This window comes from Rheinheimera gaetbuli, from assembly GCF_054781935.1.
In genome coordinates this window covers 314,296-331,564 of the sequence record NZ_BAAGTL010000006.1, presented here as the reverse complement: position 1 = coordinate 331,564, position 17,269 = coordinate 314,296, and the positions used below count along the sequence as shown (strand labels likewise).

The following is a 17,269-nucleotide window of genomic DNA, read 5'->3' as shown; positions in this document are numbered from 1 at the left end:
CATGGAGTGGTAACAATGAAACTGGTAAAAATGTGGTTGTTCGTTTGGTTAACTGCGCTGACTCTGGCTGGATGTCAGGCGGTGTATGCTACTTTTCCGCCCACGACTACGCTGCACTTTCGCGTAGCTGCAGATATCAATCCGGATTTTGATAACAGACCATCGCCGGTTATTGTTCGGGTTTACGAGCTGGCATCAAAAACGGTGTTAGAAAATCAGGATTTTTTTGCCCTGTATGATAGCCCTGAAACGGTGTTACGCACAGATTTACTAAAAAAAGATGAACTGGTTTTTGAACCCGGCCAGCGCAGTGAATACAAAATGGCCTTGCAGCCAGCCACTAAAGCGGTTGCCGTGGTGGCCGCATACCGTGATATCGAGGGCGCCAGATGGCGTGCTGTGGTAGATGTGAAACCCACAGGTTATGACGACTTTTACGTTTATGTTGACAAGCTGGCGGTATATATCCGCGAGCATGATGTTGAACGCAAATAAATGTTAACAGATACAGGGAGTCGTTATGAGTGACTATAGCCGCATTGCCTGGACTGAAGGGCTGTTTTTAAGGCCGCAACACTTTCAGCAGCAAGAGCGCTACTTTGAATACAGCCGACAGCAGCAATTCGCTATGCAATTACCCTATGGGTTTGGTGTGCGACGGCTGAGCATTGATCATCAATGTCTTAAATTTGGCCAGTTTGGTTTAACTCAACTTGACGCCATACTTAGCGATGGCACTGTATTGCGCTTACCCGAGGTAGAAGCATTACCCGAGCCGGTACAGATAGATAAAAGTTGCCGCGACCAACAAATTTACCTGTGCCTGGCCCTGGATAAAAGCCGCAGCCAGAATATCAGTAGTGCTGAGCAAAATCATATCAGCCGTTTTTGTTTTGCTGAACACGGCGTAGCCGACAACAGTTTGTCAGAAGAGGCTACTGAGTTGTTACAGCTGGCAAAGTTACGTTTGTTGTTTAAGCTGGAGTCGGAAGACAGAGGTGGTTTTGTCTGCTTGCCGCTGGCACGTATTAAAGAAGTCAGCGAGCAAGGTGAAGTGCAGCTGGTTAAAAAGTATATTCCGCCGCTGCTGGATATTGCTCAGGATAGCGAGTTAAAAGCCTTTGTCGCCGAAGCTTTAGGTATGCTTTGTCAGCGCGCTGAAGCGTTAGCCGACAGATTAGGCAAAGGGCAGGGCACGGCAAACTCCATTGCAGATTTTTTAATGCTACAAGTGCTTAACCGCTATGAACCGCTGTTACACCACCTGAAAACCGGCGTATTGGAGCATCCATTGGCGCTATATCGGCTAATGGTGTCAATGTTGGGAGAGTTGGCAACCTTTACTGCCAGGCAGAAGCGGCCACCTCAGTTTCCGCGGTATCAACATGATGACTTAACCACGGTGTTTGGCAACCTCGGCGTTATTATGAACCAGACGCTCAGTGTGGTATTGGAGCAAACCGCGCAAGCCTTGCCACTGGAGCAGGCTAAGTTTGGTATTTTAGTCTCACCACTGACCGATAAAACACTGCTGGAGTACGCTCAATTTGTGCTTGCCGTATCCGCTGATTTACCTGCAGATGATATTCGCAAACACTTACCCGCACGACTAAAAATAGGCCCTGTAGAGCACATTCGTGAACTGGTAAATAATCAGTTGCCCGGTATTGCTGTTACCGGCTTACCCGTGGCTCCGCGTCAGGTACCCTACCATGCCGGTTATCATTATTTTCAGCTGGACAAAGGCAGCATTTACTGGGAGCGGCTGGCAAACAGCGGCGGTCTGGCGCTGCATTTGTCAGGCAATTATCCCGGATTAAAACTGGAGCTATGGGCGATTAAAGCTTAAGCGCAGCCTGACAAACATGGATGACAACATATGTCTGATAAAACGGTAATGAAACCCCGCCCAGGTGGCAAGGGCTTGGTTAAACCCGCTGCAGTAGCGGCGGTTGCCACTGTTGATGACGATAATGATAAAACCCGCTTTTCTGCTAATGTGCGCAGCACTGAGCAGCGTGAGCGTTTGCAGGTACTATCGGTAAGTGACAATGTACTGATTGATGAAGCGGGGGCGCTGTTTTCGTTGGTGTCTCCCATTCGTAGTACGCAACAACATGCCGATGTCGTCACATTGAAAACCCAGTGTACCCAGCTGATTAATCAATACGAGCAGCAGTTACGCCACAAAGGCATTGCCAGTGAGCTGATTGAAAACGCGCGCTATTGTATGTGTGCATTTATTGACGAAACGGTGCTTAACACCAGTTGGGGCGGCAACAGTGACTGGGCGGCAGAAAGCCTGCTATCGACGTTTCACAACGAAACCTTTGGTGGTGAGTATTTTTTTACCTTACTCGATGCAGCTATTGCCGAGCCGAAAACACATCTGCCGCTGTTGGAGTTGCAATATTTGTGCTTGTCGTTTGGTTTTGTTGGCAAGATGCGGGTGGAAGAACGTGGTTACGAAAAACTCGAGCAGTGTCGGGAGCGTGCGTTTAAAGCCATCCGCTCAGTGCGGGGGGAGCCGGCACGCGAGTTATCACCCGGTTGGCGCAGCCAGGTAGTGGCGGCGAATCAGCTTACCGATGAGTTTCCTCTTTGGGTCATGGCCTCGGTGGTCGCAGCTGCCTTATTAGGCTGCTATATGTACCTGAATTACCAAATTAATCAGTATTCCAATGATGTACACCGGCAACTAAATAATTTGGTTAGCTGGCAACAAGACAACACCAGCCAACCGGCTTCGGCTAAAGCACACCAGGATGCCATTCGGTTGCAGCAACTGCTGCAAACTGAAATGCGGCGTGAATTGTTGCAAGTAATTGAATTGCCAGACCGGGTGCGTATTCGCGTAGGCCTGGATCAGTTATTCAGCCCAGGCAGTACTGGCATCAATGAAGGCTTTATGCCGGTAGCGACAAAAATAGCCCGCGCGCTGGAAGGTACTGAGGGGCGAGTCCTGGTCAGTGGCTATACCGATGATGTGCCGATATTTACCAGCAAATACCCGTCAAACTGGCATTTATCTCTGGCGCGAGCCAACGCTATGGCCGATGCGCTGGCGTCCGGCGCTGACCTTCGTGGTCGCTTGTGGCCTGAAGGGCATGGCGATGCCAACCCAATAGCGCCAAATGACAGCGCAGCGAACCGTGCACTGAATCGTCGCGTTGAAATTGACTTGCTGCAGTAACGCAGAGTAGGAAACTGTTATGAAATTTAAAGCCATACTGCAATCTGTATTGCGGCTAGTAAAATCCAGTGTATTTATTACTGTTTTGGGCTTGCTGGCGTTGGCGTTGCTGATCTGGTTTGGTGGCCCGTTGCTGGCCATCGCCGGCTATGAACCCTTGGCCAGCAGCACTGCGCGCCTGGTAACATTGTTGCTCATTACACTGGTTTGGGGCGCAGTGCACTATATTAAAGGACTACAGGAAAGCCGTTCAAACCGTGATGCAGTCAATACCTTACTGCATGGTGATGAAAACCAGCATCAGGATGAGTTAGCCAAGCGTGATATTGAAGTGCTGCGTGAACGCATGCAAAAAGCACTGGATATTTTAAAGCATGCCCGCTTTGGCAAGGCTCGAGATATTTATCAATTGCCCTGGTACATGTTAATTGGCCCGCCGGGTTCAGGTAAAACGACTGCGTTGCATAATTCTGGTCTGGAATTTCCATTAAAAGAACATATGGGCACAGATGCGATTGCCGGTGTTGGTGGCACGCGCCACTGTGACTGGTGGTTTACTAATCAGGCTGTGTTAATAGACACTGCCGGGCGTTACACCACACAAGACAGCCATGCTGCGCAGGATTCTACCGCCTGGCAGGGTTTTTTGGGCTTACTCAGAAAAAACCGGCCTCGCAGGCCCATTAATGGCGTGATTGTGTTTGTTAGTCTGGCAGACCTGTTAAATCAAACTAAGACCGAGCGCAACCTGCATGCCCGTGCAATTAAGCAGCGGGTGCAGGAGTTGCAAAACCAGCTGGGCATGACATTCCCGGTTTATGTGATGTTTACCAAAGCAGATTTAATTGCCGGTTTTACCGAGTTTTTCGATAACCTCAGTGAAGAAGAGCGTGAACAGGTGTGGGGCATGACGTTTGATGCCGCGCATGAAGACAGCGAAAAAGGCGCGGTGGCTCAGTTCAATAAAGAGTTTCATGCCATTATTAACCGGCTGACTCAGCGCTTATACTCGCGTTTACAATATGAGCACGATCAGGAAAACCGGGCGGCCATTTATGAGTTTCCGCGCCAGTTGCGGTTATTACAAAATGCCGCAGATGATTTTCTAAAAGAAATTTTTGCGCCGAACCCATTTGAAAAAGCCACCATGTTGCGCGGTGTCTATATTGCCAGTGCCACACAGGAGGGCGTGCCGATCGATCGGGTTATGTCACAACTGGGCAATAATTTTGGCCTGGCTGAGCCGCCACTACGTCGTCAAACCGGCGAGGGTAAAGGCTATTTTATTAAACGCTTCTTTGAAGAAATAGTGATACCTGAACGTGAACTCGCATCGGTTAATTTACAGCATAAGAACCGGCATCGTTTGATCCGCAGAGGCGTTATGCTGGCCACTGTCTGCTCTGCTGCAGCGCTGGTGGTATTATGGGCTGGCAGTTACCGCTGGAATACCGCACTGGTTGATGAAGTGAGTGCAGCGATAAACACATACCAGAACTTAGCGGGGCATAAAACAGTAACTGATGATGTCGTGGCACTAAATGAGCGTCTAAATTTGTTGCGCGACCTGCCTGCAGGTTTCGCGGGGGTGTTGCCGACCGACGGCCCTAAGAACTTGGGATTGTATCAGGGAGATAAGCTGGGGCAAGCGGCGAAAACCGCATACCAGCATGGTTTGTATCACAGTTTTGTACCTTACTTGTTGCAAAGCCTGACAGAGGAAATGCAGTTAAACGCGGAACATCGGGATTATTTGTACGAAACGCTGAAAACTTACCTGATGTTGTTTCAGCCCGAACGCTTTGATGCCGCACAGGTAACGACATGGTTTGCGCTGTATACCGAACGTCGCTATGGCGGCGATGTCAGCTTGCCGCTGCGGTTATCATTGCAGAATCATTTACAGGCTTTGTTGCAAAGTGGCATTAAAGGCGCCGAGTATCAGCCAGATGCCGTAGTTGCTGCACGTGAGCTGTTATTGACGGTACCATTGGCTGAGCGGGCTTATCAGCGTATCCGCACTGAACTTATCAAAAGCCATATTCCGGATTTTCGCCTGCTGGATGTGCTTGGCACCGACAGTATTAAAATAGTGCGGCGTAAATCAGGTGTACCGCTGCAACAGGGTATTGCTGGCTTGTATACCTACAAGGGTTTTCATGGCCTGTTTAATGTAGAGAAGCGGCGCATTATCCGCAGCCTGATGGAAGACAGCTGGGTATATGGTGATCTGGCTGGCGGCGATAATGGCAGCGGTGATGTTAGCCTGTCGGAGCAGGTAAGCGAGAAATACTTACGTGACTATGCCTACCAGTGGCAGCAACTGCTTGATGATATTGCTATAAGTCCGGTAGATGATGTTGAACAAGGCGTTTTTGTAACCCGTGTATTGTCCGGGCCAGAGCAACCAATCCAAAGTATTATCCGGGCTGTACAGCAAAATGTGCGTCTGACCAGCATGCCACAGTCAGCTGAGCTTGATATGGCTGCTGACGTCGCTGGCAAGGTAGCGCAGACGCAGTTCTCCGGCCAGAAAAGCCGGCTTGACCGCCTGTTACCTGACGATATGTCAGCCTTGCAACAGCAGTTGCCAGGCAAAGCCGTGGAGCTGGCATTTACTGAGATACTTAGTATTAGCGATGCGCAACTCGATCAAATTGGCCAAACTAGCAGGATGTACTATGAATATCTGGAACGGCTGTACGCACCCGGCGGAATGGCACGCCAGGCTTATGTTAATCAGTTGAACGGCGAAGGTGGCAAAGAGCTTGGCTTGGCGCTGCGCAGGTTGCAAAGCGAGATCCCCGCACCGTTTGCCGACTGGTTGGGTGACGTTTCTGCTGACACCGGTAAACTGTTTGCCAAAGGTAGCCGGCAACATATTAACGAAGCCTGGCAGGGCACGGTGCTGGCCGAGTATCGCAAAGCTATTGCCGGGCGTTACCCTCTTAACCGGCGCAGCAAAAATGATATTAAACTGCGCGACTTTGAGCGGTTTTTTGGTTACGGCGGCACCCTGGACAGCTTCTTTAAAGACTATCTGCAGCCCTTTGTTAATACCAGCCGGGCCAATTGGAGTTTTAAACAGGACATTGGTTTAGATCACAGCATATTGACGACATTTCAGGCTGCCCGGCAGATCCGTTCTGCGTTTTTTGAAGAGGGCAGCCAACGCTTAAAAGTGGGCTTTAGCTTGCGACCGGTGTATCTGGATCGGCATATCACTCATGTTCTGCTGGAGTTGGATGGCCAGGAGTTGTCATACCGGCATGGCCCGACGCGCTCAAGACAATTTTTCTGGCCCGGTGACCGCAATAAGTTACAAACCCGCCTGGTGTTTACACCCGCTAATTCGGGCTTGCCGTCTAACACCAGTCAAGATGGCGAATGGTCCTGGTTTCGTTTTCTCGACGGCCTTACCGAAGCCAGACCGCAAACCCGGACTGATAAAATTTTGCATCTGGCGGTACAGGGCAACCATGCGCGGGTTGAGCTCATTCCCGATACCGTTGATAACCCGTTTTGGAGCAATGCATTAGAGAGGTTCAATTGTCCAGCCAGCCTGTAACTGAAGTAGGATTATGCGGCAAGATCCCCAGCCGCGGAGATTTCTTAGCCAACGGTTTAGCCGCAGACTTTGTCGATAGCTGGAACGAGTGGTTACAAGCTGTAATGGCGGTAAGTCGCGAGCAGCTTGGCAGCGACTGGCTTGATACCTATTTGACCAGCCCGGTGTGGCACTTTGCATTGTCGGCAGGCATTTGTGGTAAGGATGCAATGATAGGCTGTCTGATGCCAAGCGTAGATCAGGTGGGCCGGCATTTCCCGTTTACCCTGGCGCGCAAGCTTAATACTACGCCGGTGCATGCCCGTCAGAGCACGCAATGGAGTGACGTGATGCAACAACAGATTTTGCAAACGTTAGATGATGATTTTGTTTTGCAGCCCTGGCTGGCGCAATTAAACACTATTGATTGGCATTGGCCTGCCGGGCTGCAGGTGACGGCGCCACAACTTGCCGGTAGTCAAAGCCGGCCAGCCTGGGTGCTGAGTACTGACATGCAACCAGACACTAATAGTTTATTGCACCATAGCTACCGGCAATTATTTGGCCGCTATTGTTTGTGGTGGACAGAGGGCTCTGAATTGGTCCCTGCTTGTACCCTGGTTAGCAGCGGTCTGCCACAGGTCAGTCAGTATGCCGCAATGTTAAGTGGAGACTGGCAACGCTGGGGCTGGGTTAATGCCGATATTCAAACCGCCGGAGCGGCCTGATGACTAAGCATTTGATCTCTGATGCACAGAGCCACAAAGGTCTGGTGCGTAAACTTAACGAAGATGCTTGCCTGGACATGGCCGACAGTGGTGTCTGGGTAGTGGCAGACGGCATGGGCGGCCATGCAGCCGGTGATATTGCCAGCCAGTTGGTGGTGGATACTATTCGCGTTGCTGTGCAACGCTGCGTTGAGCCGTCAGTTCAACTACTCAGTAATGCGCTACATCAGGCTAATGCAGAGTTGTATCGTTACAGCGAGCAGCATTTGTCCGGTAATACGGCCGGTTCAACGGCAGTGGTATTGCTGATAGATAAATGGCATTACCACTTTATGTGGGCGGGCGATAGTCGTGGCTATATCTTACGCAACGGAACTTTGCGGCAATTGACCCGTGATCACAGCCAGGTTAACGACATGGTAGACGAAGGTTTGTTAAGCAGTGCTGAGGCAGAAACACACGAACTGGCTAATGTGATTACCCGGGCCGTCGGCGTCGACAGTGATCTTACCATCGATGTTGTCAGTGGCGTTTGGCAAAGCGGTGACTTGTTTTTACTGTGTAGCGATGGTTTGAATAAAGAACTTACTGATGATGAAATCAGTCAGTACCTGCTGCACACCAATCTGGCCGAGGCGAACCGTGTCTTACTGCACTCGACTTTAGTAGCTGGTGCGCGCGATAACGTTACCTGCGTGTTGGTAAGAGTTGATGATTACGGCGACCATATTAACGAAAAAGACAAGACAATTCCTTTGTACCTAAACAAATAGAAATAAATAGTTAAAACTTGTCATAACTAAAACAATAAAGTAACATCGATAGCTGGGTAACGTCTCATTTTGGTTGTTGTGATGGAATACGGTGAGTTAATTGATTTTGAAGTGTTAATGGAAAATGTGAGTGATACTTCACCCGCAGGTACCGATCCGCGTATCGATATTTCACCTACATCACAGTATTACCAGTTAAAAGATATACGAGGCCAGGCCAGAGCCAATGAACGTGCAATGCTGGCTGAGGACGAAGACTTTCAGGCGTTGGTCTCAGAATGGCGTCCGTTGGCGGAAACAATACCGGCACTGTTATCCCATGACGTTAAAGACCTTGAGTATGCAGCCTGGCTGATAGAAGCCTGGTGCCGCACAGATGGCTTTATTGGTCTGGCAGCAGGTTTTAAAACTACCCGCTTGTTAATAGAGCACTTTTGGTCAAGCTTGTATCCGTTGCCCGACGAAGACGGTATGGAAATTCGTGTAGCGCCACTTATCGGCCTAAACGGCTACGAAGGCGATGGCGCACTAATAACACCGATTTTAAGTATCCCACTGACGGAAGTCACAACGTATGGCCAGTTTGCCTGCTGGCAATATCAGCGGGCAGCGGATATATCACGTAAAGACGAGAAGCGGCAAAAGCAAAAAGCCGACGCGGGTATCGCCAGTCTGGAACAGATTAGAGACGCGGTTAATGAAACGTCGGCTGCATTTTATTTACGTTTAAAGCAACAAATTGAACAAGCAATAGCTGAGTTTTCGTTGCTGTCACAAGCAATGGACAGCGCCATGGATGGTGAGCCACAACCCACCAGTGCGATTAGCAAAGCGTTGCAAAAATGTTTGGATGCGGTGCTGTATCTGGCTGCCGATAAATTGGTGCACGCTGAGGCGGCGGTAGCAATAACAACCTCGATTAACGATGATGGCACTGTTGAAGTTGAAGATCCGGTGGCGAAACAAGTGCAAAGCCGTGAGCAGGTATTACAGAGTTTGAAACAAGCGGCAGAGTTTTTTCGCAAAACCGAGCCTCATTCACCTATTTCCTACGCGTTAGAGCAAGTAGTGCACTGGAGTGGTTTATCACTACCAGAGCTTTTACAAGAGCTTATTGATGACAACAACAGCCGTAACCAGTACTTCCGGCTGGCGGGGATCCCGCAAAATAAATAGTGGCCAGCAGTTGCTGCCAGCACAAAATAACAGCTGAGTAACAGGAGAAAGTCAATGGAAAGTATTCACAGTAAATTATCCCGGGTGCGCAAGCCCCGTGTGCATATTACCTATGACGTTGAGACAGAGGGAGCTGCGGTTAAAAAAGAACTGCCTTTTGTCGTAGGCGTAATGGGCGATTTTGCCGGCCAGAACACAGAAGCATTAAAACCACTTAAAGATCGCCGTTTTGTGCAGATTGATCGCGACAACTTTGATGAAGTGTTAAAGCGAATGAATCCGAAACTCAGCTTCAAAGTGGACAACAAACTGGCTGCAGATGGCAGTGAGTTTAATGTCGATTTGCAATTTAAGTCGATGCAGGATTTTGAACCTGCCGCCATTGTAAGGCAGGTTGAACCGCTGGATAAGTTGATGGCGACCCGCAATAAACTGCGCGATCTGATGACAAAAATTGACCGCTCAGAAGAGCTGGAAAATATTTTGGAGCGCGTGCTGAACAACAACCAGGACCTGCAGCAGCTGGCGCAGGAACTGAGCATAGAGGATAAGTAACATGAGCACTGAAGCTTTATTGGAACAGCATGATAATGCCACTGGATCTTCCTGCTCTTTACTGGATCAGGCTATTGGTGCTACCAAGCAAACCGATGCCTCGCGCGCCGAGGAGTTACTGCGTACACTGACTGAAGAAGCACTAAGCGGTACCGTCAGTTGGAACAAAAACCTGACCGTCACTTTTAACGAAGCTATTAACCGTTTGGATATGCTGATTTCAGATCAGTTATCGGCCATTATGCATGCCCCGGCGTTTCAAAAGCTGGAAGGCAGCTGGCGCGGTCTTAACCATCTGGTCATGAACTCAGAAACCAGTGCTTCGCTAAAAATTCGTATGATCAGTGTCAGCAAAAAAGAGCTGTACAAAGATTTGAGCAAAGCAGTGGAGTTTGACCAAAGCCAAACCTTTAAAAAAGTTTATGAATCTGAATTTGGCACGCCGGGCGGCGAGCCTTATGGCGCGATCATTGGCGACTATGAGTTTACTAACCACCCTGAAGACATCGAAACATTGACTTATATGTCTAACGTTGCGGCGGCTGGTTTTTGTCCGTTTATCTCTGCTTCAGCACCGGCATTGTTTGGTTTTGATGATTGGACTGAATTGTCTAAACCGCGCGATCTGGAGAAAATCTTCGAGTCGCTTGAATATACAAAGTGGCGCTCATTCCGCGACAGTGATGATTCGCGCTTTGTTACTCTGACAATGCCTCGCGTGCTGGCGCGTTTACCTTATGGCAGTGCTACAGCACCGATTGAGGAATTTGGCTTTGAAGAGTTTGCTTTGGACCCGGTAAAAGGTGTGGCAAAGACTACTGATCATGCAGAGTATTGTTGGATGAACGCCGCTTACGTCATGGGAGCAAAATTGACTAACGCTTTTGCTCAGTATGGCTTTTGCACGGCGATCCGAGGTGCCGAAGGCGGCGGTAAAGTTGAAGGCCTGCCAAGTCATATTTTTATGAGTGACGACGGTGACCCGGATTTGAAATGCCCGACAGAAATTGGCATTACTGACCGGCGCGAAGCCGAACTGGGCAAAATGGGCTTTTTACCTTTATGTCACTACAAAAACACCGATTATGCCGTGTTCTTTGGTGCACAGACGGCACAAAAGCCGAAGAAATATGACTCACCGGAAGCCACGGCCAACGCCGCAATCTCTGCACGTTTACCTTACCTGATGGCAACCTCGCGTTTTGCTCATTACCTTAAAGTGCTGGCACGCGACAAAATTGGCAGCTTTATGGAAGCTGAAGATGTTGAGGTTTGGTTAAACCGTTGGATCTTAAACTACGTTAACGCCTCCGAAGGCAGCGGTCAGGAAGTCCGTGCGCGTTATCCGTTGGCTGACGCCAAAGTGCAGGTGCGCGAAATACCAGGTCGTCCTGGCTCATACAATGCAGTAGCGTGGCTACGGCCCTGGCTGCAGTTGGAAGAGTTGTCTACCTCATTGCGTCTGGTAGCAAAAATTCCTGAAATGGGTGGTTAATACCTGAAGTTGCCGGCCAGATGCCATCCCCATCTGGCTGGTGACTCCGGGGTTGTTAATAAGTTAATCGGATGCAATTGTCATGGTAGACGCCGTCAGGTTTGTTGCTGCTGATGTATTTAGTGCCGCGTCGTCAGTGCATGAGCAGAGCGCTTTTAATCAGCCCGCTTATAAAAGGCTGGAGCGTAGCGGTGTGCTCGACCGCTTTTTACGTGAACAAGACCCATTGTCTGCTGTGCTGTATTGGGTGCAGCATGTGTCCTGCGTGCAGATTAGTAACGGTAATCAGCTTAACGCCTTACTATGTCGCGCCATTGCCGATATAGACCGGCTGATTAATTTACAGCTAAACAGCATTATTCATCACGCTTCCCTGCAACAGCTGGAATCCAGCTGGCGTGGTTTGTTGTACCTGACCGAGCAAACTGAGCGACACGATCGCGAGCAAAAAATTAAGATAAAGCTATTGTCATTGTCTTGGGCTGAACTGAGTAAAGACATCAACCGGGCAATAGATTTTGACCAGAGCGATTTTTTTAAACTGATTTATGACAACGAATTTGATATGCCAGGCGGTGAGCCGTTCGGTGTGCTAATAGGCGACTACCAGATAAGTCATAAAATTCGCCCGGGGCAGTTTAGTAATGATCTGGATACCTTAAAAGAAGTTGCGCGTACAGCGGCTGCCGCATTCGCGCCCTTTATCTGCGCGGCGCATCCGTCATTATTTGGCGTTGATCATTTTTCTGAACTGGGATTGGTGTCAGATATTGCCAGCCAGTTTAAGCAACCCGAGTATGTTAAATGGCGCGCGTTAAGGGCGATGGAAGATGCACGCTTTTTAGGTGTGGTATTGCCGCAGATCTTGATGCGTAGCCCCTATAAAGATGATGGCTCGCGTTCAGAAAGCTTTGTATTTAAAGAGGCGTTAGGCCAGCCAGAGCAGGATTATCTGTGGGGGAATGCCGCTTTTGCTTTTGCATCTGTATTGGTAAGGGCGTATAGCGAGTCTGGCTGGTTCGCCCAGATCCGTGGTATGAAATCCGGCCAGCATAATTTTGGCCTGGTCAGTGATTTACCGGTAAGCCGTTACGAGACAGAAAAGTATCAGAGTAGCAATAAACCGTCAGTAAATTTACTGGTTGGACACCGTTTTGAATCGGAGCTATCCGACAACGGTTTTATTCCACTGTCAGTGGTGCCATACAGTGACTACTTTGCGTTTTACAACAATGCCTCTGTGCAGTTGCCACAACGTTACGAGCAAAAACTGTCGACAGTCAACGCCCGTTTATCGGCAATGTTGCAATACATTCTCTGTGTGGCACGGTTTGCGCACTACATTAAAGTTATTGGCCGCGACAAAGTAGGCGGTTATCACTCGGCAGAGCATTGTGAGCAGGAACTGCAGCGATGGCTGCACAGTTACACCACAGCCTCGACCGATGCGTCAACAGACGTACGGGCACGTCACCCGTTACGTGAGGCCCGCATTACCGTACGGGAAAAACGTGGCGAACCCGGGCGTTATTTCTCTACCATCCAGCTGCAACCACATTTTCAGTTAGATCAAATGATTACAACAGTGAAACTGGTTGCTGAACTGTCACCCAAACAAGCTGTTACTACGTGAGGTTACCGTGAAACAATTACAGGAATTAATTCGCCAAGGTGAGCTATCGGCTGCGACAGAATGTGCAGTGGCGCAGCTGCGGGACGACCCGGCCAATGCGGGCGTTCGCGCAAATTATGTTGAGTTGCTGTGCTTGCAAGGCGCATTAGAAAAAGCTGATCAGCAGCTGGATATTCTGGTGCGACAGCACCCGGACTTCTTGGTCGGCGCGGTAAATTTGCGCCAGCTAATCCGTGCTGCGGTTGCCCGGCAAGACTTTGTAGACGGCGGCATGACGGCCACCTTATTTGCTGAGCCGGATGAGATGTTTGAAGCCTTGTTGGCGCTGCGCCTGGCGTTAAAAGAGCAAAACACAGAACAAGCGGCGCTGGCTGCAGCAAAACTGGAACAACAACGTCAGAGCAGTAAGTTGACGGTTAATGGCTCTGTTGTAACAGAGTTGCGCGATCTGGACGACAGCCTGGGTGGCTACCTTGAACTGTTTGGTACTGACGGTAAATATTACCTGGCTAAATTCAGCGAAATAGACAGCCTGCAATTGAAGCGGCCACAGTCGTTATTAGATACGGTTTGGCGCCGCGCTGAAATTATTATTAAAGACGGCCCCAGTGGTGAGGTGTTTGTGCCTATGACTTATCAGGGTAGTGTGCGGATGTCTGAGCGCCTGGGCCGTGACACACAATGGCAAGAGCTGCATCCACAACTGGTTACCGGACTGGGCCTGAAAATGCTGTTGTGCGGTGACGAAGCGATGAGCTTTGCTGAGCTGCAGCATCTGTCTGGCGCAGAGCTAACGGCCAGTGCCTGAGTCAGAGTAAATAATTGGTGAAAATACAGCAAAAACAAGCGCTTCAGCAGTCGTTGTTAGACCGCCTCATAGACGACAATCCGGGCCAGCAGGACAGCGGCCGTAGCCGGCGTGGTTTCGATTTGAAAGCACTGCGTCAGAGTGTACGCCGCGATTTGGAAAACCTGCTTAACAGCCGTGTACAGTGGCATACCTGGCCAGACAGCTACAACGAACTGCCACAAAGTCTGCTGAATTATGGTTTGCCGGATTTTTCGGTAATGGTGGTGGACTCGGATGAAGGGCGGCTTGCCCTATGCCGTGCAGTAGAACAAGCCATTCGCCGGTTTGAACCACGTTTTGTCGATGTTGAGGTAAGTGTGCCGGAGCAAGAGCACGATGTGGAGCGGGTGCTAAGGCTACGTATTCAGGCGTTGTTGTACGCCGATCCTGAGCCAGAGCACATAATGTTCGACTCGGAGGTTGAACCGGTGCATTTAGGCTTGACCATCAGGGATTATCAGACATGAATGATGAATTACTAAAGTATTACAATCGTGAGCTGACTTTTATCCGCCGCATGGGCGCTGAATTTGCTGAGCAATACCCGAAAATTGCCGGCCGGCTGCGTTTAAGTGAAGAGAATGTCGAAGATCCACATGTTTCGCGGCTGATCGAAGGCTTTGCATTACTAACCGCGCAAGTACGGCAAAAACTCGATGACAGCTTTCCGGAGCTAACCGACGCGTTGCTGGGACAATTGTACCCTGATTATCAGGCGCCTATTCCGTCGATATCAGTGATACAACTTACCAGCCAGAACTTATCTAACTCTGGTATAACAGTAAAACGTGGCACTGAGTTTGAAAGCCGCACTGACGGCTTAAAGCCCTGCACCTTTGAGGCCTGTTACGACACCAATGTGTATCCGTTGTCGGTCGTATCGGCAGAGTTTAACAATGCGCCGTTTCATGCCCCTAAGCCACCGGTGCAACAAAGCGCTAAGGCGCTGTTGAGGCTAAAGCTGGCTTGCGAGTTCGATAATACGTCTATGCACGAGCTGGACCTGTCATGTCTGCGGTTCTATCTGAATGGCCAGCGCCACCATGTTTATCGTTTATATGAACTGCTGTTAAGTAAAACCCTGGCAATTGGCATTGCGCCGGCAGGTAAACCGGATGCTATGCGCTTTATCAGTAAAACCGCACTCAGTGCAGTTGGCTTTGCCGATGAACAGCAAGTTGTGCCCTATAGCCAACGCAGTTTTTCTGGTTATCGTTTGCTGATTGAACAATTTTTGTGTCCGGAAAAGTTTCTGTTTGTCGAGTTGTCAGACCTTGACTCCAGCTGGCCTGGCATCGCTGATGCGTTTGAGTTGTACTTTTATCTTGGTGATGGTGCTCCGGAGCTGGAGCGGCATATTACTGCTGACAGTTTACTACTCGGTTGTACGCCAATAATTAATTTGTTTAGCCAGAAGCTGGAGCCGGTGAATCTGGATAGCTCACAGTACGAGTACCGGTTGGTGCCACGTTATATGGATGCTGATGTTTGTGAAGTCATCCGGATACAGCAGGTACAGGCCTATGATGCTTTTGGTAATGAAGTAACGTTAAACCCATATTACAGCCAGGGGCATCCGGATTACCTGCAGCAGCAGGATATGTTTTGGCATAGCCGGCGCGAGTTTGCAGATTGGGCCGGTGGCTTTTCTGAAGCAGGTACAGAGGTGTACTTGTCTGTCGTTGACCGCAAGTTCAACGGCGTTACCGCCACCGGGCCTAATAAAGACTGGGTTATCCAAATTCAGGCTTTGTGTAGCAATCGTAATCTTCCAACGTACCTGCCATTTGGTGGCGGTGAACCCCAGTTTTTAATTCGTAAACATGCCGATGTGATAAAGCAGGTGCGTTGTTTGCTTGCGCCAACCGCCAGTGTGCGGCCAGCGTTGCATGAGGCCAGTCGCTGGCAGCTGGTGAGTCATTTAACGCTGAATCACTTTAGCGGTGCAGATGCATTGTCCCGGCTAAAAGAGACGCTGCAATTGTATGATTTTCGTTGCACGCCAGAATCTAAAGCGTTGATTGACGGGCTTTGCGGTCTGACTATCCGGCCAGGCACAGCAAGGGTTGTGCAGCATGGCCGTGTAGCGGTGTGTTGTGGCAGCGAAATTCAGCTGGAATTTACCCAGTCTTCTTACGCCGGCAGTGGTATTTATTTTTTCGCCAGCGTGCTGGATGTATTTTTTGCCCAGTTTGCCAGCCTGAATAGCTATACCCGCCTGGCGATAAAGCTACGCGAGCATGAGCAGCTGTACCATCAATGGCCAGCACGCTGTGGTAGCAAGGTGCTGCTATGACACTTGAAGAACTACAACAACAGCCGTCGGCATTTGACTTTTATCAGGCGGTGTATTCGTTAGAGCGTCAGTTTAGCAGCGAACAAAAACGCTGGTACGGCGTTGGCCGCGATGGTTTTCCGGCGCAGGAAGTGGTGCGCTTTAAAGCGGTTCAGCATCTTGGCTTTCCGGGGCAGCCAGTAACTAAAGTGGTGCCACGGCCTGACAGTACAGTACAGCATTCAAATAACGGGCCGGTAAATGCAGCACGGGCAGTTGATATGCATGTCAGCTTTATCGGCCTGACCGGGCCCAGTGGCGTTATGCCGCAGCATTATAGTGAAATGGTGCTGCAGCGTCTGAAACAGCGCGATAAAACGATGCGCGACTTTTTTGACTTGTTTAATCACCGGCTGGTGTCGTTGTACTACCGTGCCTGGGAAAAGTACCGTTTTGCCTGCCAGTACGAAATGCACACTGATGGTCAGGATAGTTTCAGTCAGGTACTTAGCCGGTTAAGTGGCACCAGACAAACCCTGGGTTTGTATTACGCCGGCGCTTTTAGCGCACAGCAGCGCAGTGCTCAACACCTGAAGCAACTGTTATCTGACTTACTACAAACCCGGGTAGAGATTGTGCCACTGCGTGGTCGCTGGTTGGCGCTGCAGGCCAGTGAACAAAGTGCCCTGGCGCGGCGCACTGAGCCGCAGGGACAACATGTAAAGCTGGGACAGTCGGCAATGCTGGGCGGCCGGGTGTGGGATGTTAGTTCGGCGATTGAATTACAACTGACAGTTAAACCTGGTAAGGCCGGGCAATTGTTGCCGGGCAGTTATCAGCACAGCTTGCTGCAAACTGTGCTGGCAGATTTTCTGCCTGGCGCATTGCAGGTAAGGCTGACGTTGATAGGGCGACAGCAGGACTTTCCCGTTGCCAGGTTGTCGGCACAACAAACCCGGCTGGGGCAAAGCGGTAATCTGGCCGCGCGCAGCAATCAGCAACATCATAAATGTCATCTTAGCTATCAGCTGAGACAGCGTTAAT

14 protein-coding genes are annotated in these 17,269 nt (G+C 49.9%); all 14 read left to right on the top strand.

Going from position 1 to position 17,269, the window contains the following annotated elements:
- Nucleotides 1-15 precede the first annotated feature (15 nt).
- Nucleotides 16-495, top strand: a complete 480-nt coding sequence (gene tssJ / locus ACYVIC_RS06455) for a type VI secretion system lipoprotein TssJ (RefSeq protein WP_460858344.1) — start codon at nucleotides 16-18, stop codon at nucleotides 493-495.
- A 25-nt stretch (nucleotides 496-520) separates the two neighbouring features.
- Entirely contained in the window at nucleotides 521-1,849 is a 1,329-nt protein-coding gene (gene tssK / locus ACYVIC_RS06450; protein WP_460858342.1) for a type VI secretion system baseplate subunit TssK, read from the top strand.
- Between the two features lie 30 nt (nucleotides 1,850-1,879).
- Nucleotides 1,880-3,193 (top strand): type VI secretion system protein TssL, long form, encoded by a 1,314-nt coding sequence (tssL, locus tag ACYVIC_RS06445; RefSeq protein ID WP_460858340.1) that lies wholly within the window; start codon nucleotides 1,880-1,882, stop codon nucleotides 3,191-3,193.
- Nucleotides 3,194-3,212: 19 nt separating this feature from the next.
- Nucleotides 3,213-6,761, top strand: a complete 3,549-nt coding sequence (gene tssM / locus ACYVIC_RS06440) for a type VI secretion system membrane subunit TssM (protein ID WP_460858338.1) — start codon at nucleotides 3,213-3,215, stop codon at nucleotides 6,759-6,761.
- Nucleotides 6,743-7,468 (top strand): type VI secretion system-associated protein TagF, encoded by a 726-nt coding sequence (tagF, locus tag ACYVIC_RS06435; protein WP_460858336.1) that lies wholly within the window; start codon nucleotides 6,743-6,745, stop codon nucleotides 7,466-7,468. The genes tssM and tagF overlap by 19 nt, the downstream gene beginning before the upstream one ends.
- The gene (locus ACYVIC_RS06430) at nucleotides 7,468-8,241 is read left to right on the top strand and encodes a PP2C family protein-serine/threonine phosphatase (RefSeq protein WP_460858334.1); all 774 of its coding nucleotides are present in this window, start codon (nucleotides 7,468-7,470) and stop codon (nucleotides 8,239-8,241) included. The genes tagF and ACYVIC_RS06430 overlap by 1 nt, the downstream gene beginning before the upstream one ends.
- Nucleotides 8,242-8,322: 81 nt before the next feature.
- Nucleotides 8,323-9,417: a type VI secretion system protein TssA gene (tssA, locus tag ACYVIC_RS06425; protein WP_460858332.1), complete on the top strand. Its 1,095-nt coding sequence runs from the start codon at nucleotides 8,323-8,325 to the stop codon at nucleotides 9,415-9,417.
- A gap of 54 nt (nucleotides 9,418-9,471) precedes the next feature.
- Complete coding sequence (gene tssB, locus ACYVIC_RS06420; protein WP_460858330.1) at nucleotides 9,472-9,972, top strand: type VI secretion system contractile sheath small subunit; 501 nt, start codon at nucleotides 9,472-9,474, stop codon at nucleotides 9,970-9,972.
- A gap of 1 nt (nucleotide 9,973) precedes the next feature.
- Nucleotides 9,974-11,467 carry a type VI secretion system contractile sheath large subunit gene (tssC, locus tag ACYVIC_RS06415; protein WP_460858329.1) on the top strand — a complete coding sequence of 498 codons (1,494 nt, stop codon included), beginning with the start codon at nucleotides 9,974-9,976 and terminating at the stop codon, nucleotides 11,465-11,467.
- Nucleotides 11,468-11,549: 82 nt separating this feature from the next.
- Nucleotides 11,550-13,100: a type VI secretion system contractile sheath large subunit gene (gene tssC, locus ACYVIC_RS06410; RefSeq protein WP_460858326.1), complete on the top strand. Its 1,551-nt coding sequence runs from the start codon at nucleotides 11,550-11,552 to the stop codon at nucleotides 13,098-13,100.
- Between the two features lie 7 nt (nucleotides 13,101-13,107).
- On the top strand, nucleotides 13,108-13,908 hold the full coding sequence (locus ACYVIC_RS06405) for a type VI secretion system accessory protein TagJ (protein ID WP_460858324.1): 801 nt from the start codon (nucleotides 13,108-13,110) through the stop codon (nucleotides 13,906-13,908).
- 17 nt (nucleotides 13,909-13,925) lie between these two features.
- Nucleotides 13,926-14,417 carry a type VI secretion system baseplate subunit TssE gene (tssE, locus tag ACYVIC_RS06400; RefSeq protein ID WP_460858322.1) on the top strand — a complete coding sequence of 164 codons (492 nt, stop codon included), beginning with the start codon at nucleotides 13,926-13,928 and terminating at the stop codon, nucleotides 14,415-14,417.
- Nucleotides 14,414-16,246, top strand: coding sequence for a type VI secretion system baseplate subunit TssF (gene tssF, locus ACYVIC_RS06395; RefSeq protein ID WP_460858320.1), 1,833 nt, complete (start codon nucleotides 14,414-14,416; stop codon nucleotides 16,244-16,246). Before tssE ends, tssF begins: the two co-directional genes overlap by 4 nt.
- Nucleotides 16,243-17,268, top strand: a complete 1,026-nt coding sequence (gene tssG / locus ACYVIC_RS06390) for a type VI secretion system baseplate subunit TssG (protein WP_460858318.1) — start codon at nucleotides 16,243-16,245, stop codon at nucleotides 17,266-17,268. Before tssF ends, tssG begins: the two co-directional genes overlap by 4 nt.
- Nucleotide 17,269 lies beyond the last annotated feature (1 nt).